General features: G+C 71.6%; 17 protein-coding genes. 12 read left to right on the top strand and 5 right to left on the bottom strand.

Annotated elements, in window-relative coordinates; translation table 11 throughout:
- The first annotated feature begins 9 nt into the window (after positions 1-9).
- From F8O04_RS15340 to F8O04_RS08980, 4 genes are read left to right on the top strand one after another with little or no spacing between them, the layout of a single operon-like run.
- On the top strand, positions 10-615 hold the full coding sequence (locus tag F8O04_RS15340; RefSeq protein WP_450091383.1) for a D-sedoheptulose-7-phosphate isomerase: 606 nt from the start codon (positions 10-12) through the stop codon (positions 613-615).
- A 2-nt stretch (positions 616-617) separates the two neighbouring features.
- The gene (locus tag F8O04_RS08990) at positions 618-2,063 is read left to right on the top strand and encodes a PfkB family carbohydrate kinase (protein WP_158028889.1); all 1,446 of its coding nucleotides are present in this window, start codon (positions 618-620) and stop codon (positions 2,061-2,063) included.
- Positions 2,053-3,150 (top strand): glycosyltransferase family 9 protein, encoded by a 1,098-nt coding sequence (locus F8O04_RS08985; protein WP_158028888.1) that lies wholly within the window; start codon positions 2,053-2,055, stop codon positions 3,148-3,150. The genes F8O04_RS08990 and F8O04_RS08985 overlap by 11 nt, the downstream gene beginning before the upstream one ends.
- Positions 3,140-4,162, top strand: a complete 1,023-nt coding sequence (locus F8O04_RS08980) for a UDP-glucuronic acid decarboxylase family protein (RefSeq protein WP_225734932.1) — start codon at positions 3,140-3,142, stop codon at positions 4,160-4,162. The genes F8O04_RS08985 and F8O04_RS08980 overlap by 11 nt, the downstream gene beginning before the upstream one ends.
- A 49-nt stretch (positions 4,163-4,211) precedes the next feature.
- Here the strand turns inward: F8O04_RS08980 and F8O04_RS15070 are convergent, their stop codons facing one another.
- Positions 4,212-5,978, bottom strand: coding sequence for a glycosyltransferase family 2 protein (locus F8O04_RS15070; RefSeq protein WP_225734931.1), 1,767 nt, complete (start codon positions 5,976-5,978; stop codon positions 4,212-4,214).
- A 62-nt stretch (positions 5,979-6,040) separates the two neighbouring features.
- On the bottom strand, positions 6,041-7,432 hold the full coding sequence (locus F8O04_RS08965; protein ID WP_158028887.1) for an aldehyde dehydrogenase family protein: 1,392 nt from the start codon (positions 7,430-7,432) through the stop codon (positions 6,041-6,043).
- A gap of 189 nt (positions 7,433-7,621) precedes the next feature.
- Here F8O04_RS08965 and F8O04_RS08960 point away from each other — a divergent pair, with 189 nt between their 5' ends.
- Both F8O04_RS08960 and F8O04_RS08955 read left to right on the top strand, forming a co-directional pair.
- A complete protein-coding gene (locus F8O04_RS08960; RefSeq protein WP_158028886.1) occupies positions 7,622-8,323 on the top strand; it encodes an SDR family oxidoreductase in 702 nt (233 codons plus the stop codon).
- Between the two features lie 174 nt (positions 8,324-8,497).
- Positions 8,498-8,977: a hypothetical protein gene (locus F8O04_RS08955; RefSeq protein WP_158028885.1), complete on the top strand. Its 480-nt coding sequence runs from the start codon at positions 8,498-8,500 to the stop codon at positions 8,975-8,977.
- A gap of 29 nt (positions 8,978-9,006) precedes the next feature.
- Here F8O04_RS08955 and F8O04_RS08950 read toward each other — a convergent pair whose 3' ends face one another.
- From F8O04_RS08950 to F8O04_RS08940, 3 genes are all read right to left on the bottom strand, one after another.
- Positions 9,007-10,326 carry an MFS transporter gene (locus tag F8O04_RS08950; protein ID WP_158028884.1) on the bottom strand — a complete coding sequence of 440 codons (1,320 nt, stop codon included), beginning with the start codon at positions 10,324-10,326 and terminating at the stop codon, positions 9,007-9,009.
- Between the two features lie 103 nt (positions 10,327-10,429).
- Complete coding sequence (locus F8O04_RS08945) at positions 10,430-11,212, bottom strand: isocitrate lyase/PEP mutase family protein (RefSeq protein WP_158028883.1); 783 nt, start codon at positions 11,210-11,212, stop codon at positions 10,430-10,432.
- Between the two features lie 127 nt (positions 11,213-11,339).
- Positions 11,340-12,563: an NYN domain-containing protein gene (locus F8O04_RS08940; protein ID WP_158029179.1), complete on the bottom strand. Its 1,224-nt coding sequence runs from the start codon at positions 12,561-12,563 to the stop codon at positions 11,340-11,342.
- Positions 12,564-13,200: 637 nt separating this feature from the next.
- Here F8O04_RS08940 and F8O04_RS08935 point away from each other — a divergent pair.
- The 6 genes from F8O04_RS08935 (at position 13,201) to F8O04_RS08910 (ending at position 25,507) form a co-directional block, all read left to right on the top strand.
- Positions 13,201-14,340 (top strand): MBL fold metallo-hydrolase, encoded by a 1,140-nt coding sequence (locus F8O04_RS08935; protein WP_188726193.1) that lies wholly within the window; start codon positions 13,201-13,203, stop codon positions 14,338-14,340.
- Between the two features lie 43 nt (positions 14,341-14,383).
- Positions 14,384-15,343 (top strand): arylamine N-acetyltransferase family protein, encoded by a 960-nt coding sequence (locus tag F8O04_RS08930; RefSeq protein WP_158028881.1) that lies wholly within the window; start codon positions 14,384-14,386, stop codon positions 15,341-15,343.
- Between the two features lie 175 nt (positions 15,344-15,518).
- Complete coding sequence (locus tag F8O04_RS08925) at positions 15,519-16,175, top strand: hypothetical protein (protein ID WP_158028880.1); 657 nt, start codon at positions 15,519-15,521, stop codon at positions 16,173-16,175.
- Positions 16,176-19,088, top strand: coding sequence for a vWA domain-containing protein (locus F8O04_RS08920; protein ID WP_158028879.1), 2,913 nt, complete (start codon positions 16,176-16,178; stop codon positions 19,086-19,088).
- 126 nt (positions 19,089-19,214) lie between these two features.
- The gene (locus F8O04_RS08915) at positions 19,215-22,790 is read left to right on the top strand and encodes a tubulin-like doman-containing protein (RefSeq protein WP_158028878.1); all 3,576 of its coding nucleotides are present in this window, start codon (positions 19,215-19,217) and stop codon (positions 22,788-22,790) included.
- 5 nt (positions 22,791-22,795) lie between these two features.
- Positions 22,796-25,507, top strand: coding sequence for a hypothetical protein (locus F8O04_RS08910; RefSeq protein ID WP_158028877.1), 2,712 nt, complete (start codon positions 22,796-22,798; stop codon positions 25,505-25,507).
- Positions 25,508-25,509 lie beyond the last annotated feature (2 nt).

Here is a 25,509-nt window from a genome sequence, read left to right as displayed (position 1 = left end):
CGTCGGCGGCTGGCAGAGCACCGCATCGAGCTCGATCGCGTCCTGGCGGAGGTGGAAGCGGAGGCCGGACTCCTGGACCGCTGGGGACGGCGCCTGTACGAGCTGCTGCGCGACGGGGGTCGGGTGCTCGCCGCCGGCAACGGCGGCAGCGCCGCCGAGGCGCAGCACTTCACCGCCGAACTCGTCGGTCGCTTCCGGAACGAGCGGCGGCCCCTGGCCGCCGTCTGCCTGTCGGCCGAGACGTCGTCACTGACGGCCATCGTCAACGACTACGGCGCCGACGAGGTCTTCGCCCGGCAGGTCGAGGCGCATGGTCGCCCGGACGACATCCTGCTGCTGCTGTCCACGAGCGGTACGAGTCCCAACGTCCTTGAGGCGGCCCGGCGGGCCAGGCGGCATGGCCTGCACGTCTGGGCCCTGACCGGCCCGGGGCCGAACCCGCTTGCCGAGCTCGCGGACGAGGCAGTGTGCGTGCCGGGCGGCTCGACGTCCGTGGTCCAGGAGGCCCATCTCGTCCTGTTGCACGCGGTGTGTGCTGTGATGGACGAAGGTTTCGATCACTGCAGGTCGGATCCGGCGCATGCGCCGGACGGGGACAGGAAGGGAAAACCCTGAACGTGCGCATCGTCGTGGTGGGGGACGTGATGCTGGACCGCGACGTCACCGGCAGATCGGAGCGGCTCAGCCCAGACGCTCCCGTGCCCGTCGTGGACGTCGAGCACATCCACGCGAGCCCCGGAGGCGCGGGGCTCGCCGCCCTGTTGTGCGGCGGCCGCGCCGGAGGACTGCCGGGCGAGCCCCCCGACGTCGTCCTGGTGACGCCCCTGGCCGAGGACGCTGCCGCCGCGGAGATCCGGACCGCCCTGGCGGGCATCGAGATCCATGCCCTCGGGCACGAGGGCGGCACGCGCACCAAGACCCGCATCCGCAGCTCCGGCCAAACCCTGGTGCGCGTTGACGAGGGCGGGCCCGGTGCGCCGGTGCACGTCGACCCGGCGCGGCTGTCCGCAGCACTGGACGGTGCCGAGGTCATCCTGGTCTCCGACTACGGGGGCGGGGTCACCCGGGACCCGGTGGTCCGGCGGGCACTGGCGGAAGCCGCCGTCCGGGTGCCGGTGGTGTGGGACCCGCATCCCCGCGGCGGAAACCCGGTCCCTGGATGCACCGTGGTCACGCCGAATCTCGCGGAGGCCCGCGCCGCATTGGCCGCCATGGGCCCGGCCGGGCCCGCACGCGACGAGACGGCGGATGACGAGCTCGCAGAAGCGCTGCGTACGGGGTGGGACGCTCGCTCCGTGGCGGTGACGGCCGGGGCTCGCGGGGCCTTCCTCGCCACCACGGGCACTGCCGAGCTGTTGCCGGCAGTTCCGGTCGACTCGTCGGATCCCTGCGGCGCCGGCGACCGGTTCGCGGCCGCCGTCGCCGTCTCGCTGGCCTCCGGTGCGTCGGTGCACCGGTCGATCGGCGCGGCCGTGGCGGCCGCCGCCCAGTGGGTGGAGGCCGGCGGTGCCGCGGCCTTCCGGGACGGCAGGATCGGCCCGGAGGGGCCCGCTGCGGCCCGACGCACCGCGGAGCGCCCGCTCTCGGAGGACCCATACGAGGCGGCCATCCACACCGTCGCCGCCACCAGGGCGCGCGGCGGCACGGTGGTTGCCACGGGAGGATGCTTCGACCTCCTGCACCCCGGGCACCTGGAGACGCTGCGCCAGGCGAGAGCCCTGGGCGACACGCTCGTGGTGCTCCTGAACTCCGACGACTCGGTCCGGCGGCTCAAGGGTCCCGCGCGCCCGGTGGTCGGGCAGCTCGACCGCGCGGCCCTGCTCATGGGCCTGCGCGACGTGGATGGCGTGATCGTCTTCCATGAGGATGATCCCCGCGCCGCGTTGGACCGGTTGCGCCCGGAGGTCTGGGTCAAGGGCGGCGACTACCGTCCGGAAGACCTGCCCGAGGCGCCCCTGGTGCGGAGCTGGGGCGGTCGCGTGGAGGTGCTGCCGTACCTGCCGGGTCGTTCCACCACCGGCATCGTCGAGCGGATGACCGCGGGAAACGTGGATGCCCACTGAGGGCCCCGAACCGTACACGGCCGACTGGCTGGCCGCCGCCGGACGCCTGGGAGACGCGCCGGGGCCCGCGGAGGGCCGGGGCGACCGGGCGGGGCCGGCGCTGGCCCCCGCCGACATCCTGGTGCTCCGTGCCCTGGGACTGGGCGATGCGCTGACGGGCGTCGCCGCCCTGCGGGGACTGCGGCGAGGGTATCCGGGCCGTCGTCTCGTGCTGGCCGCGCCGACCGCATCGGGTGGGTTGCTGCGCGAATTGGGCATCGTCGACGAGGTGCTTGCCGTGCCGGGGCTCGTGCCACTGCCAGAGGTCTCACCGGGGCTCGTGGCCGTCAATCTGCACGGCCGGGGTCCGGCGAGTCACCGACTGCTGCAAGCAGCCCGTCCGTCGCGGCTGGTCGCGTTCGCGGCGCCGGAAGCGCAGCATCCCGGGCCGGAATGGCGAGAAGACGAGCACGAGGTGGACCGCTGGTGCCGCCTGGTCCGGGACGCCGGGGCGGAGTGCTCTCGGGAGGACCTGCGACTGCGGCCTCGCGCCGTCGCCGATCAGGCACGACGACGCCGAGCCGGATCCGCGACCGTGCTGGTCCACCCTGGGGCCGCTTCGGCGTCGCGACGCTGGCCCGTGGACCGCTGGAGGCAGGTGTCGGCCGCTCTTTCGGACGAAGGGCACCGCGTCGTGGTGACCGGTGCGGCCGCCGAGGCCCCCCTGGGCCGCGCGGTGGCGGAGGGACTCCCCGGCGTCGAAGATCACACGGGGCGCTACCGGCTGTCCGACCTGTCCGACCGGGTGAGGGACGCCGACCTGGTGTTGAGCGCCGACACCGGTGTCGCCCATCTCGCCACCGGATGGTGCGTTCCGTCGGTCGTGCTGTTCGGCCCCGTTCCGCCGGCGCGGTGGGGACCGGCCATCGATGCCGGCCTGCACAGCGTGCTCTGGCACGGCGATCCGGATGCCGGCGAGTGGGGCGATCCGCACGGCGACGCCCTCGACCCGCTGCTGGCCCGGATCTCCGTCGACGAGGTGGTGCGCGCCGCACAGGCACAACTCTCCGCCGTACCCGTTCCCGAAAGGATGCACCGTGAACCGTGAGCACCGACCAATCGACGCCGGCACCGGGCGAAACGAGCGGAGCATCCGCCGCGCCGTGGTCACCGGCGGGGCGGGCTTCCTCGGCAGCCACCTCTGCACCGAGCTCCGCCGGCGTGAGGTCGAGGTGGTCTGCCTGGACAACTTCCTCACCGGAAACGCGGGCAACATCGAGCACCTGATCGGCGATCCCTGGTTTCGGCTCGTGCAGTGCGACGTGACCGACTATGTCCACGTCCCCGGCGACGTCGACCTCGTCTTGCACTTCGCCTCGCCCGCCTCGCCGATCGACTACCTGAAGCTGCCGATCCAGACCCTCAAGGTCGGTTCGATCGGCACGCTGCACGCCCTCGGCCTGGCGAAGGAGAAGGGCGCCCGGTTCGTCCTCGCCTCCACCTCGGAGGTCTACGGGGATCCGCAGGTGCATCCCCAGCCCGAGGACTACTGGGGTCACGTGAACCCGGTCGGACCGCGGGGCGTCTATGACGAGGCCAAGCGCTTCGCGGAGGCCATGACGGTGGCCTACCGCGGCCAGCACGGCGTCGACACGGCGATCGCGCGCATCTTCAACACCTTCGGTCCCCGGATGCGGCCGTACGACGGCCGCGCCATCCCCACCTTCATCCGGCAGGCACTGGCGGGAGAGCCGCTGACCGTCGCCGGCGACGGCTCCCAGACGCGTTCGGTCTGCTACGTCTCCGACCTGGTGCGCGGGATCCTCGCCCTGGCCTGGGACGGGCACACCGGCCCGATGAACATCGGCAACCCGCACGAGCTGTCGGTACTGCAGATCGCCCAGGACGTGGTGGCCGCGACGGGGTCCGATTCACCGATCGAGTTCATCGACCGTCCGGTCGACGACCCTATGGTCCGCCGCCCGGACACCTCGTTGGCCGGGCGCGTGCTGGACTGGTCACCGGAGGTCTCCTGGGCCGAGGGGCTGGAGCGCACCGTGGCGTGGTTCCGCACGGCCGTCGACGAGGACAACCTGGAGACGGCCGCCCGTCACTCGTGATGCGGCGCTGGTCGCCGTCGCCCCCGCCGGCGCAACGGCGACCGTTCCGTCAGCTGACGTACTGCCGGGCCTTGCTGCTGCGCTGCGACTCCTCGAGCGCGAGGAAGCGCCGTTCGACGTGCGGCGGCAGCACTCGTCGTTCCCGCAGCACCCATCCGGCGCCCCGGAGCGCATCGACCACGCCCGCCGCGGTGATCCGGTCACGGGGCGCCGTGGCCAGCACATCACGGGTGCGGCGCATCGCCGCACCGATCGGTCGGCGCAACCAGATGAACCACAGCGTGTTGCGGAGGCCGTGGCGGCGACGCAGGTGCGGATCGCGGGCCGCCGACGCCTGATGGTGCACGACGAGGTCGGGAAGGTGGCAGAGCTCCCACCCGGCCGTTGCGAGGTCGGCGGCCATCAGCTCCTCTTCGCCGCCCAGCCACAGTCGGCGACTGAATCCACCGACGTCACGGAACGCACGGGCACGCATGACGGAGGCGCCGGCGAGGAAGCTTCCGAGCGCCGGGCCCGGCAGCCAGTCGGGGCCGGTGACGGGGGAGTGCTCCAGCTCCGCGTTGATGGGGTCCTCGCGGCTGCCCGGCTCCACCAGGATCTTGCCGGTGAGCACGCCCAGCCTGGGATGCGCGGAAAGCACGTCGGCGGCCGTGTCGAGAGCACCGGGCTCCCACCACGTGTCGTCATCGCAGAAGGCGACGAACTCCGTGTTGACCTGCTCCATGGCGAGGTTGCGCCCGACCGCGCCGAGGTTCTCCTCGCTCGCCACGAGCGTCACCTGGCCGTCGCCGACGAAGCGTGCCCGGATGGCCTCCGCGGTCCCGTCCGTGGAGCCGTTGTCGACGACCACGACGGGCGGCCGGTCCGGCAGGGCCACGAGCCGCTCGAGCGACTGAAGGGCCTCCTCCCGGCGGTTGTAGGTGATCATCACGACCGAGACCCGACGGTTCAACGAGGGCCCGGTGCCGTCGTCTCCGGGACCTCCCATGACCCGCGCGGACCATGCGAGCCGGGCGAGATCCGCCTCGACCGCCTCCGAAACGGGCCGGCGCCTGACCGCGGCCGCCGGAATCCGGGGGAGGGCCGAAAGGAGGGCGCGCCGGCCTCGCGAGCCGGCGGCCCAGAGGCTCCGGACGCGCGCGGCCACGACGTCCCACGGGCGCCGCATGACGGCGGTCAGTAGGCCGCTGCGGAGCATCTCCCGCTGACGCGTCTCGCCCGGCTCGCGATGCGTTGACGGGTGGTGGTGCACGAGCAGCTGGGGCGCATAGACCATCTCCCAATCGGCCTCGGCGAGGTCGAGCGCAAGCCGCTCCTCCTCACCGGGAAAGCGCACGACGGTGTCGAAGCCGCCGACGGCGAGGAAGGCAGACCGGCGGACGATCGCCGCGCAGGCCACGAACCCCAGCAGCCGCGGGCCGATGCCGGACCGGGACGGGCCGAGCGGCGAGTCGGCGAGGACGGCGTTGATGGGGTCAGGACGTTCCTCGGGGCCGACCGCGATCGACGCGGCGAGCAGCCCCACGCCGGCGTGGCCATCGAGCAGGTCCTCCGCGGCCGCGAGGGCTCCGGGCGCCCACCACGAGTCATCATCGGCGAAGGCGACGTAGTCGGTCGCCGCGAGCCGCGCACCGATCGTGCGCCCGACGGCGCCCACGTTGCGGCGCAGTCGCACCACCCTCACCTCGGGGTACGCGGCTTCCACCGCCTCGGGTGACCCGTCGGTGGAGGCGTTGTCGACGACGATCACCGGCGCCTCGTGGCGGCTGAGGTGCTGGAGGAGCTCCGCCCGACGGTTCCGGGTAGCGATGACCACCGTCGTCCGTGCGCCTCGGGTCGAAGAACCCGCCGGCGCCTGTGTCGATTCCGTCGTCACCGTCACCCCCGGGCCGGCGGCATCTCGACGTGCACGACCTTGACCTGCGTCATTTCGTCGAGCAGCTCGGGGCCGTACCCGAACCCGGCACCGCTGTCGCGACGCGGCTGCGCAGAACCGCCCGGAGCGCCGCCGAAGACGTTGTTGATCTTGACCGTGCCAACAGCGAGTTCGGCGACGGCGCGCTGGGCGTGCGCGATGCGGCCCGTGAGGACCGTCGCGGCCAGACCATAGCGATCGGCGGCGGCGAGTCGCAGGCCCTCGGCGAAGCTCTCGACCACCGCCACCGGCGCGACCGGACCGAACGTCTCCTCGCGCATGACCTGCATCCGCTCGGTGCAGTCGCGCAGCACCGTGGCCGGATAGAACGACCCCGGGCCGTCGGGCACCACACCGCCCTCGAGCACGGTGGCCCCGTCGGCGACGGCGGCGGCGACGTGCCCCTGCACCGTTTCGCGCAGGCGGCGGTCGACGAGCGGCGCCAGCATCGTGTCGCGATCCCTGTTGCGTGCACGGGCCTCGGCGGCGAGCGCCTCCAGGAAGGGCTCGGCGATCTGCCGGTGGACGTAGACCCGCTCCACGGAAGTGCAGATCTGGCCGGCGTTGGTGAATGCCCCGATCGCGGCCTGCTCGGCGGCCCACGCCGGATCGACGTCGTCGTCGATCACGAGGGCGTCGTTGCCGCCGTTCTCGCGGATCACGTGCGCGCCGGTCTGGGCGGCCGCGAGGGCGATGGCGCGGCCGGTGGCGCTCGATCCGACATGCGCGACGGCATCGACCTCGGGCAGCTGCGTCAGCAGGCGCCCCGCCTCCGGGCCGCCCGTGACGGTGACGAGCACACCCTCCGGCAGCACCTCCGCGAGGATCTCGCCGAGTCGGGCACCGGTGTGCGGGCAGCGTTCGCTCGGCTTGTGCACCACCGCGTTGCCCGTGACGATGGCCGCACCGAGCAGGCCGGCCGCGACGGCCACGGGATCGTTCCACGGCGTGAGCGCCACGACGACCCCGCGCGGCTCGGCCACGGTCCAGTCGGCGGCCAGCACGCCGCCGCGCAGGCTGTGCCCTCGGTGCACCGGCCCGAGCTCTGCGTATTGCCGGAGGGTCCCGACGCCCGCCATCACCCCGCCGAGTGCCTCCTGGGCGAGCTTGCCGGTCTCCCGGGTATTGAGCTCGGCGAGCTCCGTTGCATGCTGCACCAGCGCCTCAGCCGCGGCGCGGAGCATCCTGCCTCGCTCTTCTGGGTCGGTGCGGGCCCAGTCGCTGGCCGCGGAACGAGCCGCGGTGAGGGCTCCGCGGATCTCGTCCTCGCCCGCGCAGGGCAGCGAGCCGACCAGCGTGCCGTCGTGGGGGTTCAGCACGGTGATCTCGGATGTCGTGGGCGCTCCAGTGGTCATGGATGTCCTGTCGCAGTCGAATGGCAAGAGACGGTCACGAACGACCCGGGCGAGCGGCCAGGAGGCGACGCACCCGCCCGGTCGAGCATACTGACGGGACGCGATCCCCCCTGGGCATGCCCCGGGTGCCCGTCCGTGGCGGCAACGGGGAGTGCGTGTGGTGGTTGTTTTTCGATGAGAGGACTTTGCATGAACCCTCAGCCCACCGGCATCGGCCGGGTCCTGATCACCGGCGGCGGCTCGGGCCTGGGCGCGGCGGTCGTGGCCGCGGTACGCGACAGCGGCGGAACCCCGATCGTCCTGGACCGCGACATCAGTACGCTCGTCGGCGTGACCGCCTACGAGGTGGACGTCGCGGACACGGCGGCGGTCACCGATGCCGTGACCCGCGCCGCCGCGGAAGCGGGCGGGCTCGATGCCGTGGTGACCGCTGCGGGGATCGACCGCTGTGGTCGCCTCGAGGACGTCTCGGTCGACGACTGGGAGCTCGTCGTGCGGGTGAACCTCTTCGGCACCGTCTCGACGGTCCGCGCGGCGTTGCCGGCGCTCAAGGCCTCGAGGGGGCGCGTGATCACGGTGGCCTCCACGCTCGCGCTGAAGGGTGTCTCGGACGCCACCGCCTACTGCGCCTCCAAGTTCGGCGTGCTCGGGTTCACCCAGGCGCTCGCGGCCGAACTCAAGGGCGAGGTCGGCGTCACCCAGCTCATCCCCGGAGGGATGAAGACGCGGTTCTTCGACGATCGGACCGAGCAGTACAAGCCCCACGACGACTCGCAGCTCAACGACCCGGAGAACGTTGCCAACGCGGTGCTGTTCGCCCTCTCCCAGCCGTCAGGATGCGAGGTGCGGGAACTCTTCATCGCCCACGCCGAGGAACCGTCGTGGCCATGATCGGGCGGGGTTGACCGGAGCGCGGCTCAAGCGTTCTCCACAGGTCTCCCCGAGTTCGCCGAGCGTTTGCGCGGCGGTGCCAGACTTCGTTCGCAGGGATGCTCGCGGCCGGTCCGCGGTGGCGCGCGCAGGTGCGCCCGGCCCGTCCCTGGTGCCGCACACGAAGGGGAGCGGATGCGACGCCATCGAACCGACCACGACGCGAAACGGTGCACCTCGGCAGGCCGCGGCTCGATCGGACGCGGACGTGACCGGAGCGAACGCGGGTCGGCGCAGGCCTTCCTGGTGCTCACGGTCGTGACGCTCATCGTCGTGATCGGCCTCGTCGTCGACGGCGCAGGTAAGGTCCAGGCGGCGACAGCGGCCCAGCAGGTCGCGGCATCCGCCGCGAGGGCGGCGACGAACGCGATCAGCGGCGACACCGTCGACGGCGCCTCCCTCGCCGTCGACCCGCACCTGGCCGAACACGCGGCGCTCGAATATCTCGCCGCAGCCGGCATGACGGGCGTCGCGGTCGCCACCGGATCGACGATCACGGTCACGACCGAAACGACGTACGAGACCCGCTTCGTGTCGATCATCGGCATCGGCGTCCTCACGGTGACGGGCGAGGCGGAGGCCAGTCTCATCACGGGCCCCGACGACCTTCCCTGAGGCACGGCTCACGGCTCCTGCAGGGGCGATCAGCGTGGCGGCGCGACCTCGCGGCGTGACCGCGCCCACAGCAGCACCGGGATGAGCAGCAGAGCCAGGACGCCACCGGAAACCGAGAGCCAGTGGAAGCTCGTCGCCGCCATGACCATCCCGGACATCGCCCCGCCACCGGCCCCGGCGAGCGCGACGAGCACGTCGATGGTCCCCTGTGCACGGGCGCGATTGGCCGGCACGGTCGCGTCGACCACGAGCGCAGTGCCCGCGATGAGGCCGACGTTCCAGCCGAGCCCGAGCAGGACAAGCGCGAGCAGGAGCATCCCGAGGGAATCGTCCGGCGCGAGCGCCGCGACGAGTCCGGCGGCGAGCAGGATGACACCGGATGCGATCGCCATACCGGTGCGCCCGACCCGGTCGACAAGCCATCCCGTCAACAGTGACGGAAGGAACATCGCCGCGACATGGAGACTGATCACGAGGCCGACCGCGTCGAGCTCGTGACCGTGCGCGCGCATGTGGACGGGCGTCATCGTCATGATCGCGACCATGGTGATCTGGGTGAGCACCATGATCGTGGCGCCCACGAACGCGTTGACGCCGATCCTCGGCGCGGGCCCGGCGGCGGCCTCGTTCCCGCCCCCATCATGAGGGACTCCGCCGATCCCGCCGGGGCCGGTCGCGTTCCGCTCCTCCGCCTGCTCCGCAGCATCCAACTTGCGCGCGAGCAGGAAGGGATCGGGCCGGAGGAACACGACGAGCGTCGCGCCGGCGAGCAGGTAGGCCGCCCCCGCGAGCAGGAACGGGCCCGTCAACGCCGGGATGCCGAGAGCCTCGGCGAACCGACCGAGCGGTTCGATGAGGTTCGGTCCTGCGACGGCGCCGAGCGTCGTCGAGACCAGCGCGACGCTGATCGAGGTCGCCCGGCGGGACGCCGGGGCGAGGTCGCCGCCCGCGTACCTGGCCAGGAGGTTCGTGGCCGTTCCGGCGCCGTACACGAAGAACGAGACGAACAGAAGCGGGACGCTGCCGATCACGGCCGCGAGGGTGACGCCGAGCGCGCCGATCCCGCCGGCGGCGAAGCCGATGCCGAGGCCGCTGCGGCGCCCCCAGCGCTGCGTCAACCGGCCGACCAGAAACGCGGTGAGTGCCGAGCCGAGCGTGAACAGTGCCGTCGGCAGGCCCGCAACGCTCCCGGTGCCGAGCAGGTCCTCCGCCAGCAGCGCGCCGACCGAGATTCCAGCGGCGAGCCCAGCCCCGCCGAGCACCTGGCTGACGACGACGACGGCGAGGGTGCGGCGCTGCACCCGTTCCCGCAGGGCCTCGCGCTCGTCGCGCGCCGTGGGTTGGCTCATGGCGGACGAGCCTAGCTCTGCAGACGCGATCGGGGCCGCGCCTCCGGTGTCGGTCGGCGGGCCTCGAGCGTGCGCGCTTGTTCAGCTCCGAGTGGCCGCCGTGCTAGTTCAGGGCCGGGGTGTCTTCGGGGATGACACCGTCGCCGTAGAGGTCGAGGGCAAGATCGCGAAGTGCCCGGAGCGCGACGCGCTGCGTAAGCGGGCCGTACGAGATGCGCGCGACCCCGAGTGATTCGTATTCGGCGGCGGACAGGGCGCCAGGCAGGCCGATCACGCTCAGGCGGTTCTCGCCGAGGCCCTCGACGAGCCGCTCCGTCGTCTCGCGATCGAGCACACCGGGTACGAACACGAGGCTCGCCCCCTCGTCGAGGAACGCGCGTCCGCGCTCGATCGCGTCGGCGACGCTCTCGTCGTGGGGCCGGTCACCCGCGCGGACGAACGCGTCGGTGCGGGCGTTCAGCTGAAATGGGACGCGTTCCGCCTCGCTCGCGGCGATCATCGACCGGACGTTCGCGACCGCATCCGGCAGGGGAACCAGCCGGTCTTCGACGTTCGCGCCGACGGCGCCGACCCCGATCGCCCGGCGGACCGTCTCACCCGGATCGCCGTATCCCGCGTCGAGGTCCGCCGAGACGGGCAGGTCCGTCGCCGCGACGATGCGCTCGACCGCCGCGATCATGAGGTCGACGGGCAGCTCGCCGTCCTGATAGCCGTGCGACGCGGCGATCGAATGACCGGCGGTCGCGATGGCCGAGGTCTCGGGCAGTTCGGCCACGGTTCGGGCTGAGATCGGATCCCACACGTTCACGACGCGCAAGATCGTGGGGGCTTGATGCAGATCGGCGAGGGTGCGGGCCTTGTTGATGACGACATCCGGTGTGCTCATATGCGGAACGTAGCGAACGCCCATCCCGAGCGCCTGGACGCGGTGCGCCTCCAGTTGCGGGGGCGCCGCGGCGATCGCACGACGGTCGTGCTCTGGCGCGTCCGCCGCACCCGTCAGCGAACCGTCGTCACGACTCGTGGGCCGTGCGGCGCGAGCGCAGGCGCACCCGCTGGCCGTTCGAGTCCTTCTCGAGCTCCGCGATTCGCGAGCGGGACTTCACGAAGTCGGTGAATGAGCCGTAGCCGATCGACTTCTCGTGGAACGACGGGTCGAGCCGTTTGATCTGCTGTTTCACCGCCGACGTGTGCAGCCATTCGTCGTCGTTCTTGTCATGCCCGAGCGCGAGGGCCCGCCGCAGTAAGGTCGTCGCGGCGCGCGCCGACATCTTCGTGGCCTGCGCGTCGTCGTCGACGTCGCCCTCGCCCGCCGCGCCCGCATCCGCCGACTGGTCGCCGGTGGGCTCGCCCGCCTTGCGCTTGCGCGACTTGCGGCCGCCGGCCCGGGTGGTGGGCGCGGCGTCGCCGTCCGTTGCCGGGTCGGACGCCGCCGCATCTGCGGTGGGAGCATCCGATTCCGACGCGACCGCGGCGTCGGCGATCGCCACGTCTGCGGCGCCGGCCCCGGCGCTGTTTCCCTCCGCGGCGTCGACCTCACCGTCGAGCTCGCCCGAGTCGGCGTCGGAGCCGCTGAAGCCCGGCAGGTCGTCGTAGAGGCTGAAGTCGTTGCACGCCGCGGGGAGTGCGCGGCTCGTCGCGCCGGCCACGCCGACCGCGATGATCGTGCGACCGAGGCGCTTGACGCGCTGTGCGAGGGCGACGTAGTCGGAATCGCCCGCGACGAGCACCACGTGGGTCACGTCGGCGAGCCGGAAAAGATCCTCGACGACGTCGATCGCGAGCCGGATGTCCGCGCCGTTTTTGGTGGCCGACAGCGGGAACATCTGCGTCAGATCGATGGCGCGGTCGACGAGCTGCCTTCGGTAGCCGGCGTTGACCGGCTGCGACCAGTCGGCGTACGCGCGGCTCACGACGATCCGCCCGAAGGACGAGGCGTAGTCGAGGACCGCGCCGATGTCGACGGTCGCCTCGGTGAGCCGCTCGAGCAGCTTCCGATCAGCGCTGACGCTGGCGTTGGGCTCGGTGCGGACCGACGCATCGGATGACGAGGCCGTGTCGTCGGCGGCCGACCTGCCGGAACGACCGCGTGCCCGTCCGGTCGCCGTGTGCGTCGTCGGGTTGAAATCGCGCACCCGATCGCTCTGGAACGCCCCGCGCCCGTACAGCTGGTTGTACCGGGAGATGACGATGTTGTCGAAGTCGATATAGACGGCGACACGGCCTTCGTTCTCCATAGACCCTCGGTCCTCCCGCTGGTTCGATACTGCTCGTTGGCGCTCGGCCGATCAGCAGTACCGTACCCGGGTCGACTGGCGTTGATGCGGCCGCATCGCCGCGCTCAGCCATTCGATCGGTACGAGTCGTCTCGTGGGCGCCGATGCTCCGTGACGGCGGTCAACCGCACCGCCAGCATGCCTCGCCGTCAGAATCGCGACCCGTCTCCCGCATGGCCCCGCACCCGGGACACACCAGGCCGAGCCAGCATGCGGCATCGCCTCCGCCGTCCTGGTCACCCGTCACCGTCTCGGAGCCGCCTCCGGCCTTCGCGCGGGCGCCGTGCACCGCACCGGCGATGGGCACCGCAGCGGCGTTGCGGTCGTCATCGTCACGGTTCACGGTGGCCTCCCTCATCCCGCGATCGTGGCGTGCGCATCGCCGAGCCCCGTTCCTCGCCGTCCGGTTCGCGGATGCACTCCTGCGCGCATGACCGTGCCTGCGCGCCGTGTCCGTGCTGCGTCGCGCGTCACCGCCGTCCCGCTCGTCGTGGCGTCGACGCTACGCCTTCGGCCCCTGCATCGGCACCCCGAAACGTGCGTCAAGGGCGTCCGTTCGAGTCGTGGCCGTGCCCGACCGACGGGATACGCTCTGGGCATGACCGTCGACGTCGCCCCTCGCCCGACGAGCTCCGCGCAGGCCGAGGCGACGAGGGCCGGCTTCGTCGCCGCACCCGAGCGCATCGACGGTGACACCTTCGTCGTGCCGATGCCCACGGGCATCCCCTTCGTGGTCTCGACGCTCTGCTACGTGCTCCGCGATCGCACGGGCGCGGCCCACGTGATCGATCCCGGCGTCAACGCACCCGACAACCTCGACCTCCTGTTTCGAGAGCTGCGGGCCCATGGCATCGACCGCGTGGCGACGGTGACGGCGACCCACCTGCACCCCGATCACGTCGGGCTCGCTCCACTCGTTCGCGAGCAGACCGGCGCGCGTCTGTGCCTCGGGCGCATCGAAGGCGACTCAGTCGACGCGCCGTGGCGGGAACGCGCCGGTCGCGTCGCCGCGCTCGACGCCTGGGGCGTGCCCGGCGATCGACGCGACGACCTGCTCGCGATCCCCGAATCGAAGGCCGGCGCGCGCGGGGCAGACGCGGACCTGCTCTTGGACGACGGCGACGAGCTCCCCGTCGTCGGCCGCAGCGTGCGTGCCCTCGTCACGCCAGGGCACACGCCGGGCCACCTCTGCTTCGTCGAGTCTGAGGCGAATCGGGTGTTCACCGGCGATCACGTGCTGCCGCACATCAATCCGGGCCTCGGTCTGGGACACCCCTTCGATGGCAACGCGACCTCCGTCGGCATCGCTGCGCTCGAGGCGATCGCGGCGCTGGACGCCACCGGTCCTCGCGCACGTTCGGGCGTCACCGTCGACGAGCCCGACCGAGAGCGGTACCTCGATCGCGATCGGCAAGACGCCCCGATCGGCGGCGATCGGGCCCGCCTCGCCGACCGCGATCGCCCGCTCGAGGCACTCCCCGGCCACGGCTACCGGTTCGTCGGGCTGCGCTCACGAGCCCTGGCGATCGCCGCGCACCACCGAGCCCGCACGGCAGAGGTCGCGGCCGTGCTCGAGCGGGATCCGGACGCGAGCGTGTGGGACACCGCCTCGAGGGTGCAGTGGACAGCGGGATGGGACGGCCTGTCCGGTTTCCACCGGTTGTCGGCCCTCGCGCAGACCGCGCAACACGTTGACCGTGCGCGGGCCCGGCAACCCGACGGATCGACGACATCGTGAGGAGACTCTGCGCCGCCCGCGTGCGACGAGAGGAGGGTCGCCGATGACGCAGCGCACCCATGCGGCCGAATCGGAGGTTCCGGCCGACGCCGTCGAACGCGCGCGCCTGCGCACGGGCTACGCTCGCCGGCTCGGACTGAGCGCCGAGGCAGAGGCCGCTCTGCGTCGAGGTGAGCACGCGGCCTTCGAGGACCTCGTCGCCGCCCACGTCGCGGCCATCCCCTTCGAGAACGCACGCGTGATACGTGGAGCCCGGATTCGCACCGACGCCCTCGGCGCCGTGCGTCGCATCGTCGACGATGGCGCGGGCGGCGTGTGCTACGAGCTCAACGGCGCGCTCGCCTGGCTGCTCGGCGAAATCGGGCTGTGCCCGAGGCTCTGGGCCGCGGAAGTGCGGCGCGGCGATCCGCCTCCGCGCGGCTCCGACTCGTCCGAGGAACGCTGGGGCATCCCTGCGGGGCACGGCTGCCTGGAAGTACCGAGGCCGGGCGGCGCTCTGCTCGTCGACGTTGGATTCGGGGGCGAGGGGATCGTCGGCCGCATGGTCGGTGCCGGTCACCGTGTCACGAGCCCGACGGGCCGGCTCTACCGTGTGTCGGGCCCCGTCCCGGGGCTCGAGGCATTCGCCCCAGGCGCCGCGTGGCACAGCACGTCGCCTGACTCGCGCTTCACCGGTTCGCTGGTCGTGAGCGTGACGGGGCGGGACGCGACCCGCACGCTCGTCGGCTCCCCGGGGCCAGGTCGTATCCGCGGGGGAGGCGGCGGCGACCGGGCAGGCGCCGGCGGCGTTCAGGGCGATGGAATCGGCTCGCGGGCGTTCGTCTTCTCGAGTCTCGTGACGTCGCGCGGCGGAGACCGCGAAGAACGGCGCCTCACTCGCGAACAGGCGGCGCGGTTCGCGCGGACGGAACTCGGGTTCGCCGAGGAGCTGCCGTCCCACGCGGTGTCCGCGGATGCGTCGAGTTCCGCGCCGGAACCGGGCCCCGTGCACCTTCATGGATGAGCGCCCCTCATCCGCATGGTCATCCTGAAGCATGAATGGGCCGCAACCGTTGATCCTCTGAGACAGGTGGCCAGTAGAGTGAGCCCCGAAAACACCCGGCCCCGTTGACGCAGCTGGTCGGCGCCCCGGGTGGAATGCCGCCGGCTCGGCGGTGAATCGGCAGATGGGCGCAGTCGTGAGCAGTTCTAACGGAGGCTGGGACTTCAGCGAGTACTCGTCGCCGCCCTCGGGTGCGGGCGGCGGCTCGGGCCTCGGCGGTCGGGGGGATGCCCAGGACGCGTTCGGCAGCTCGAGTCCGTTCGGAGGTCCCAGCCCGTTCGGGGGACAGGCAGCGCCCACGGGGGGACAATCCGGCCCGTTCGGCGAGCAGACCGCCGCGCCATACGACGGGCAGGCCGGTCCAGTGGGCCGGCAGGGGGGTGGCGCCGCCTTCGGCGCGGGCCGCGACCTCTTCGGGAACTCGTCGATGGGCGCCGGCAACGACCTCTTTGGTAGTGCCAGCTCACTCGGCGGCGCGCCAGCCCCGCTCGAGCCGGTCGCCGCGCCGACCGGCTGGCTCTTCGCCGCGGTCGCGCTCGCCCTGGTCTCGGGCGTCGTCGCGTCGGTCTTCGGGGGCATCCCGCTCGTCGCGATCATCTGCTGGGCCCTCGCCGGCCCCGTGGTCATCGGTCTCTTCGCCGTGTATCTCATGCGAGACGTGCGGGCGCGCGCCCACCTGACCTATTCGCCGCCGACCTGGGGCCCGATGCTGTACGCGGCGGGCCTCGTCGTCACGTTCGCCGCCGTCGTGATCGCATCCCTCCAGATCGCGTTCTGGGTCGGGAGGATGTAAGTGACCGTTCGCTCGAATCGCCGTGCTGCCGCGCGGGTCTGCGCCGCTGTGGCCGGCGTGCTCAGCATCGCCGGCCTGTCGCTCGCGGCCGCGGCACCGTCGGCTGCGGCGCCGGCGACGGCGGCATCCCTGATCGCGGCAGGGGCGTCGCCGACCTCGGCCCAGTCGCAGGCGCGGGCCGAGGTGCCCTTCCCTCCGGAACTTCTCGCGATGATGGCGGCGAACACGAAGGAAGACGACACGAGTGCGGTGCAGGAGTTCGGTGCCTGTCTGAACGGTGGTGGCGAGGCCGATTTGCTGCTGCTCGTCGACGAATCGTCGTCGCTCGCCACGACCGACCCCGGCGCCGCGCGGGCAGACAGCGCCTCCTACTTCGTCGGAGAGCTCGCCGACTATGTCTCCGAGGGCGGGCAGCCGGTCGATCTTCAACTCGATGTCTTCGCGCACTCCGCGGAAACCCTCATGCCCTGGTCGGCGCTCGACGACTCGAGCCTTTCGGGCATCCAGGACTCGATCGCGACGCTCGCCGACCGCGTCGACGGATTCGACACCGACTACTGGACCGCGCTCGACGCATCCCAGCGCGCGATGAACGCGAAAGCGGCGGAGAGCGCCGACGGCCCCCCGCGCTGCCAGGCGATCGTGATGTTCAGCGACGGCCAGCTCGACTACTTCCCGCGCACGACACCGGAGGAGCAGCAGCAGTACGGCACCGAGAAGCCGTTCGCACCGGGCGTGCAACTCACGACGCAGGAGGCTGCCGACGAGGTCCGCGAGGCCGCCCGCAACGACATCTGCCGCGACGGTGGGCTCGCCGACCAGCTGACGAGCTCCGGAATCAAGATCTTCGGGATCGGGCTTAGCGTGGACCCCGAGACGGCGAGCGAGTTCGAGCTGTTCCAAGCGATCGTCGAGGGCAGCGGCGAAGACGGCACAACGTGTGGCTCGCTCGGGGATGGCAGTCGAGGCGACTTCTTCCTCGCGGGCGACATCGACGATCTGCTCTTCGCCTTCGACTCGATCGTCGACGACCCCATCCAGGTCGATGGCGGCATCTGCCAGGAAGCGCCCTGTGCGTCGGAGGCGCACGAGTTCGTGCTCGATACGTCGACGCCGGACGTCGGGATCCTCGCGCAGGCGGACGTGCCGAACCTCCAGGTCACGATCCAACTGCCGAACGGCGAGCTCGTCGAGTTTCCCATGACCGACCTCGGCACCCCGTCGACCCTCGACGTCGGCGGCATCGAGTTCGCCTACACCTGGCAGACCGACCGCACGATCTCGATCGACGCGGCGCAGGCCCAGGCGAACAGCGACACGTGGATGGGGCTATGGCAGCTCGCCTTCACCGATCCATCAGGCCAGTCGGCCGGGCAGCAGAGCCGATCGAACATCCACATTTCGGGCTCGCTCCGTCCGTCGGTCGAGGGGCAGGACGCCCTGGAGTTCCATGCGGGCGGCTCGGCCGACATGCAGCTGGGCATCGACGATCGGCGCACGGGGCCGATCGACCCTGCGACGATCCCCGGCGAAATGCGCTTCTCCGCGACTCTGGTGGATGCGGCCGGCACCTCGTTCGACGTGCTCTCGACCGACAACCCGGCCGGGCTCGCCGGCCCGGCCTCGGTCGACCTTTCCGACGCCGCGGTCGGCGCGGCGCAGTTGCGGCTCGTGCTGAACATCACGACGGCGCCGGCGCAGCGGCAAGACGGCACCCCCGTGCCGGGGACGCAATTGGCGCCGGCCGCCGTCAACGTGCCCGTCAACATCCTGACTCCGGCGAGCTACCCGGTGCTCGGCCAGTCGATTGATTTCGGCAGCGCCTCGGGCGACGTCGATCTCACGGCGTCGCTGCCGGTCAGCGGCGAGGGATGCGCCTGGGTCGACCCGGCGGAGACGCCGACGATGGCCGCGGCGCCCGACGGTATCGGCAGCGTCTCGGTGACGGCCGACGACCATGCCTCGGCCGACGCGTGCCTGCAGGCCGGCGGTGATGGGCTCGAGCTCACGTTGCGCACCGACGAGCCGGGGAACGGGACGATCAACGGCACCGTGCCGATCATGCTCGGCTCCGCCGACGGCGCGGGCGAGCCGATTCGCGTCGACGTCCCGTTCACCGCGAACCTCGAGCGGCCGCTCAACACCCTCAATTTCCTGCTCGTGCTCATCGCCGCGCCGATCCTCGGCATCGGCCTGCCCCTGCTGCTGCTCTACCTCGCGAAGTGGGTCATCTCGAAGATCCCGTCGCGGCCCCTCGTCGCGACGACGATCGACGTGACCGTGCAGCACGGGCAAGTCATGCGCGGTGGCGGCCGCTTCGAGCTCGGGCCGCGCGACCTGGTCAACACGGTGGCGATTCCGCCGGGGGGTGGGCGCAGTCTGCGAGTGGGCGACGTCACGCTGAAGGCGCGGACCGGTGCGTCGCCGACGGGCGCCGGGTTCGTTACGGTCGACGCTCCGGGTCGCGCGTCGGCGGGCAGCACGATGCCGTCGACCGACAGGTCCGGGGTGCGTGCGCGGTTGCCGCTCGCGGTGCACAACACCTGGGTGGTGCTGCACCCGGACGGCGCCCCGGGCGACACCGCGCAGGTGCTCGTGCTCGTCGGCGGCGACGCAACGGCCGGTGCACGCGACGATCTGCAGAACGACATCAACCGCCGGCTGCCCGACCTGCTCGACAAGCTCGTGCGGGAGCGCGGCGGGTCGGTGTCGGGAGGCGGCGGCCACGAACTCGCGGCGGCCGGATCGCCGTTCGGCGGGGGGCCGACGCCGCAGCACCAGGGGTCGCCGTTCCAGGCCGGCGGCCAGGGTGCGGCGCCGTTCGGAGGCGGCGGCCAGGGCACGCCACCGGGCGGGGGCCGGGGACCGTCGCCGTTCCAGGGCGGCGGCCAGAGCCCCTGGGGCGCGCAGTAGGGCGTGGATGCGCCGCGGCGGAGTGATGTCGAAGGCACGCAATATCGTGGTCGCGTCCGGACGGCGCGGCGACTCGGCAGACCACCGACTCGGGTAAACGACTAGGGAAAACAAGGAGACAACGGTATGTACAAAGCCCTCGTCGTCGGATGCGGCGGTTCCGGTGGTTCGGCGCTCGCCTACATGATGGATCAGTTGAAGGGCGAGCTGAAGCCGTACGGGATCGACGAGATCCCCTCTGGCTGGCAGTTCGTCCACATTGATGTACCGACCGCGCCCGACACCAACATCGACGGTGTCGGCAACGTCCGCGAGCAGGGCGGCTCCTACATCTCGACCGCACCGACCACGGGCAAGTATCAGGTGCTCGACAACTCGATCTCGCAGTGGATCGGCCAGGCCGGCGCTTTCGGCGAGTTCGGCACCTGGGCCCCGCGCGACCCGGCGCAGATCACGGTGCCCGTGACCGTCGGCGCGGGACAGATGCGTGCCGTCGGCCGCGTGATCACGCTTGCCCGGGCCCGCGACGTCTTCGACGGGCTTAACGCGGCGGTGCGCCGCCTCAACACGGTCGAGACGAACTCGTCGATGGCCCAGTTGGCGGGCGCGCTGCCCGGCAGCGGCCGCTTCAGTCCCGAGAACCCGCCCCTCGTCCTCGTCGTGTCGTCGATGGCCGGCGGCGCCGGCGCCTCGATGGCGCTCGACATCTGCCGCATCCTTTCACTGGTCCCCGGCGTCGACCCGGGTCTGACTGGCGTGTTCATGGTCGCGCCCGACGCCTTCGACCAGCTGCCGGAAGCCGCTCGCGGCGGCGTGCGCGCCAATGCGCTCGCCATGCTCGGAGAGATCGTCGCCACACAGACCGGCGCGGCCGAAGACCACGACATCACGCTGCTGCGCGCGCTCGGCCTCGAGGTGCAGCCGACCGGGCGTCCGCCATTCGCGCGGGTATTTCCCGTCGGCCGTTTCGTCGGTGTCGAGAAGACGCTGTTCGGGGACGGCTCGCAGTCGGCCGTCTACCGTGGCCTCGGCCGCGGACTCGCGGCCTTGACGCTATCCGGCTCCGCCTCGGGCGACTTCGTCTCGTTCGACCTCGGCAACAACTCCGATCCCGCGCCGGCCAACCCCGACTTCCTCGGTTGGGGTGCATCCAACCCGATCCCGTGGGGGTCCTTCGGTTTCGCGAGCCTTTCGCTCGGCCGCGACCGGTATCGCCACTACGCCGCCCAGCGACTCGCCCGTTTCGCGGTCGACCGCCTTCGCACGGGCCACCTGCAGCCGGGCGTGACCACGTCGAGCGTTGATCAGCTGCGCGCGCTCGCCGATTCGCAGTGGAGCCGCGTCGCCAGCTCGGTCGGCTTCCCCGTCGCCGCGGGCTACGGCGCGCTCGCACCCGAGCAGGCTGCAAGCTGGTTCACGACGCAGGCGCTCAGCCGTCAGGAGGCCGACCAGACCGCTCGGCAGATCATCGACGCGAACTTCGCGCCGTTCGTCCCGCAGCCGGCTGGCCAGGCGAACCAGTGGCTGCCGACCCTTCAGCGATTCATGATCGACCGCGCCCCGACCCTGCAGTCGGCGGCGTCCGAGGGCGCGTACCGCTGGGCGTTCACCTGGTCGCAGCGCGTGCACCAGGCGCTCTTGCACCAGGTCCAGGAGGCCACCGAGCTCTTTGGCCTCTCATACGCGCGTGAGGTCCTCGATCGCATCGAGCGGCTCATCCGCGACGACCTCACGCCGCGGCTCGGCGACCTCGCCGGCTACCAGGCCGGCGACCTGTCGCAGATCCCGCCGCAGTTCATGGCCGAGCTCTCCGCGATGAAGGGGGGCATCGCGAATCCGCAGGGACTCGTGGAGCGGTTGTGCGACCTCGAGCGCGTGCAATTGACCGACACGGTCTACGCGCGCGCGGCGGATCTCGCGCGCGGCGTGCTGCTGTCGCTCGTGAGCGAGGTCATCGCACCACTGAAGTCGGCACTGTCCAACGCGATCGGCGTGCTCGACAACGCGGCCTCCGCGCCCCGCGTGGCCAGCGGTCTCGCGAACGTGCAGACCGACCAGTACGGGGTGTGGCCGAGCGAGGTCGACCAGATCGTCCCCGAGCGGTTCGACGTCGCGGAGAACGAGATCCTGCTCACGCCGTCTGCGGGTTTCGATCGCCAGTACGAGAATGATCTGCGTCGCGCCGTCTCCGTCGGCGAACAGCTGGCGACGCTCGACGATGCCCGCGTCATCGGCTCTCGCGCCGTCATCTCGGGGTACTGGCCGGTCGCGGAGGGGCAGCAGGCGCCGGGCGGGCTCCTCTCGGTGCACGCGAACTGGCGCCCGGCGATGTTCAATCGCGACCCGATGACGGGGCAGCCGCTCACGCCCTCGCATGGCAAATACGAACTGCACGTCACGCCCGCAGCGCTCCTCGACCGCGCGCTCCAGTTCGTTCGCCGCCCGGGTGAAGCGTTCGAGGCGTTCTGCTCCCTCTCGCTGCGCGACTACGCGACGGGGGTCGACATCCCGAGCGCCGAGCTGCCGCGCCGCCTGCACGACCTCGTCTCGAAGTTCAACGAGACGCTGACGCGAGCGCTCCCGCTCATCAGCCTCGACGCCGATGCCGTGAACGCCATCCACAACCGGGCGCCCGAATACCGCTTCAAGTTCTCGGCGGTCCCCTTCGAGCACCTGAACGAACTCGTGGGCGAGCTTCGCGGCGTCGTCCGCACCCGCCCGAACGTGGCCGAAGAGGTGGCCGACGCCTTTGACAAGGCACTCGCCAACGCCGACAGGCTCACTCGCATCGACGTGTTCGGGTCCTACCGCAACTACTCGCCGCTCGTGTTCGACGCGCTCCTCAAGCCGGTTTCGCAGCAGTGGACGGGAACGGCACCGCAGGGGCGACTCGCGTTCTGGGCACAGCGCCGGAGCCGACCCCTCGACTCCTCGCTGCCCGAGAGTGATGCGGAGCGCCGCACGATGATCCTGGGCTGGTACGTGGCCCAGATCACAGGCCAGCTGCGCTTCCCCCAGCCGCCCTACGATTCGCCGGTGGAGGTATGGGATGACGAGTCGCGCCGGTGGCTGGAGTTCCCGCACCCACTGCTGACACCTCCGAGCGAGTTCCGGGGGCAATCGGTCGACTGGCTGCCAGCCGTTCTCGAGTCGCACCTCATCGCGATCGCCCGCGCGCACGAGGTCCCGGTCATGTCGTCGCTCCGCCCCTACCGCCGGCTGCGTCGCCTCGCCGATTCCAACCTCCAGCATCCGGAGCGCGGTCTTGTCGACGCCAAGAACGCCGTGCTCGAGCTCGCCCGCTGGATCGAGTCGGGCGAGACCGCTTCCGGCAGCCCGAGTCGCATTGAGGGCGAAACGCTCGAGGAGCGATCGGCAAACGCTCGGCAGTGGGTCGAGCAGATTCGCGAATTCACGGCCGCGAACTTCATCGCGCCCGCGCGGCGGGGAGAATCCTCCGGCCCATACGGTGCGATTCAGAATCGCGACCATGCCGCGAACACTCCCCTCTACCGCGACATCGCGCCCGACATCATCGAGGTGACCTCCCAGCTCGTCGAACTCGTCGACGTCGCGACGCAGCGTGCGAAGCAGGGGACGGCGGCGGCACCCGTCAACTCCACGAACCTGGCCGACTCCGTCGGGCAGGGCGGCTCCAGCAGCGTGCCCGCCGTGCCCGACGCCGGCTTCGGGGCATTCTGATGCGGGTGCTGACGCTCCTCCTCGCGCCGGAGGGGCCCCTCGCCGGCGTGCGCGATGTGCTCGCCGACTGGTCGGCCGCGGGTCTCGTCGACGACTTCCACTGGGTCGAACCGGCCATGCTCGAGGGGGGAGCCGACGCCTCCATCCTCGTGCGCGGCGGTGAACTCCTGAGGGCGCCGTTGCAGTCGATCGCGGGGCGCGAACGGATCGACGGCATTCGGCTCGGGGTCCTCGTGCCGGCACTCGATGGCGTCACGCCATTGACGCGCGGTCAAGAACAGGACATCGTCGATGTGCTCGACCGGTCGTTCGCGAAGGTGCCCGTCACCCGGGTACGCGCGATCGTGACGCGGGCGGACCCCGGGGTGGCCGTGCCGGGCCTCGTCGTCGCCGGCTGGCACAACGTCGTCATCTCGCCGGAGGACTCGACGGGCCCCGGTCTCGGACGCACGCGGCTCGACGCCGCGAGCGACACGGCCGACCTCGGCCGGCACGCCGCCTCCGGTGTCGCCGGGCTGCTCGGCCTCTGGTCGGGCGTCGATCGCGCCCCGCTCGACGGGGAGCGCGTGATCGACGGGCAGCGCGCCCGACTGGCGCGCTCCTACTTCCGTCGCCTCGCGACCGACGAGGTCACGCTGCGCCTGCGCGAGGGCGTGCTCTCGGTGAACGACGGGCTGCCCCTGCCCTCGCAATTCGGCGTGCAGACCGTCTACGTCGACGACGTCGCGCAGGCGAACGAGAACATGGCGACGCGCCTCTGGGCGAAGCACGCGACCGTGCTGCGCGGGCCGCGGGAGACCCACGCACCGGCGCAGCAGCAGCCGATCGGCGCAGGCGAGGCGCTTCGCATGTTCTTCGGCTTCCTCTGGGCCGCGATCAAGAATGCCCCGCGGGCGTGGCTCAACGGCCTCTCGGCCGAGGTCAGCTCGAACGCGGCCGGGGCGATCCAGGGCCTCGTCTACGGTCGCGAGCCCGCCGCGTACTCGGTGTTCGTGCAGGGCGTCACCGCGAACGGGCTGCCGGCGAGCTGGCTCGACTACCGCAACGCGGCGTCGTCGCTCGACCGCCTGTTCGACGAGGCAACCGGTCAGCGTGAGCTTGCGGCGTACGCCGACCTCTCCGGGCTGTGGCAGGACTACGCGGCGGCCGCATTGACCCTCGGAGACGCGGGGGAGCGGGTACCCGGCCTGACCCCGATCGCCGTTGGCGGGCAGCCGGGTGTCATCAGGAACGTCGAGCAGATCGTGCCGAGCTCGTCGGAGGCGTTCGCCGATCTCAAACCGCACGTCGCGGCCAGCGTGAACGCCCGCGCCGTCGAGCCGTTCGACGCGCTCGGCACCCACGACCTGGAGAATCGCATCCGCGTGGTCGCCGAGCAGCCCGCGCTGAGCATCGATGCGTCGGGCGCCCTTGATCATCTGCAGCGGTGGAAGGGCCGCTACGGCCACAGTTTCGCGGCGCGGGTCGGCGGGCGGATCGCCGGCGCGATGGTCGACGTGCAGCAGGAGATCCGGGGCCTGTTCGAGCAGATCCATCGCGCGGCCACGAGCGGCGACGTGCTGTCCGGCCTGCAGCAGCAACAACGCCAGCTCGCGACCATCATGCAGGTCCTCGCGATCATGTCGCTCGTCGGCATCACCGTCACCGTCGTGTTCGGCATCATCGAGCTTCTGCAATGGTGGGTCGTGATCCTCGTCGTCCTCGGCATCCTCGCCGTCTGGTTCGGGGCCGCGCTCATCGTGTTCATGCAGGGACAACGGGCGCTCTTCGCGATCATCAACCGGCGACGAGAAGTCGTGTCGGCCGAGGAGGTCGCGCGGCGCAACCTTCGCCATGCGCTTCGAGATGCTCGGCGTCTCGGCGAGGCGTACGGCCAGTTCCTCGGTTGGTCACGAGTGATCGGTGGCGTGCTCGCCAATCCCTTCGGCGAGCGGCCCCTCCAGCGAGGCGACGACGACCAGAAGTTGACCGGGATGCCGATGTCGACCCGCGTCGGCACCGTCGCCGTCGACGAGACGCACTTGGGCAACACCGTGATGCGGCTCCGGCGCGATCTCTTCGCAACCGGCTGGCTCACGGAGTGCTGGAACGCCGCGCTTGAAGGGGCGGGTTCCCGCATCGGCCCACGCGGGGTCGAACTCGAAGGCCAGCCGCAGCTCATCTTCCGAGAGCGCGGTGACGGCGACGGTAGCCTGCTGCACCTCTGGGGGCGCTCGCTCATCGAGCACGGCATGGACCCGACGATCGGTGAGCGCAAATGGCAGGCCACCATGGCCGAGCTGCAGACGCAGCACGCGAACACCGTCACCGAGCTCGTCCGGCATGTCCGCGATGCCAACGAACCGTCCGGACCGCCCGTGGACTACGCAACGTTCATGGCGGGGCTCGACAGCGAGACCGACCCCGGCCTCGACCGGCTCGACGACCGCGTGCTCAGCGAGACCGCGCAGACCCGCGGTCGCAGCGGCATCGAACGCTCCGTCCCGCAGCGAGCGCAGCAGGGGCTCGATCGCGTCGCATGCCTCACGCAGCTCAGCCAATCGTTCGACGACTACGAGCTCGTCATCGCGGCGCCGCTCACGCGCGCGACATCGGCCGGTCCCGTCCTCGACGACCCAGGCAGGCCCCCCTCGTCCGCCGCGGCGGGGCGCGGTGCGTCCGGACACCGCCAGGACGACACGGAACTGCCGGGCCTCTTCGGCGGCTCACCGTTCTGATG

The organism is Pseudoclavibacter endophyticus (assembly GCF_008831085.1).
Lineage (GTDB): Bacteria > Actinomycetota > Actinomycetes > Actinomycetales > Microbacteriaceae > Pseudoclavibacter > Pseudoclavibacter endophyticus.
The sequence above is the reverse complement of the archived record's forward strand: the minus strand, read 5'-3'. Positions and strand labels throughout refer to the sequence as shown.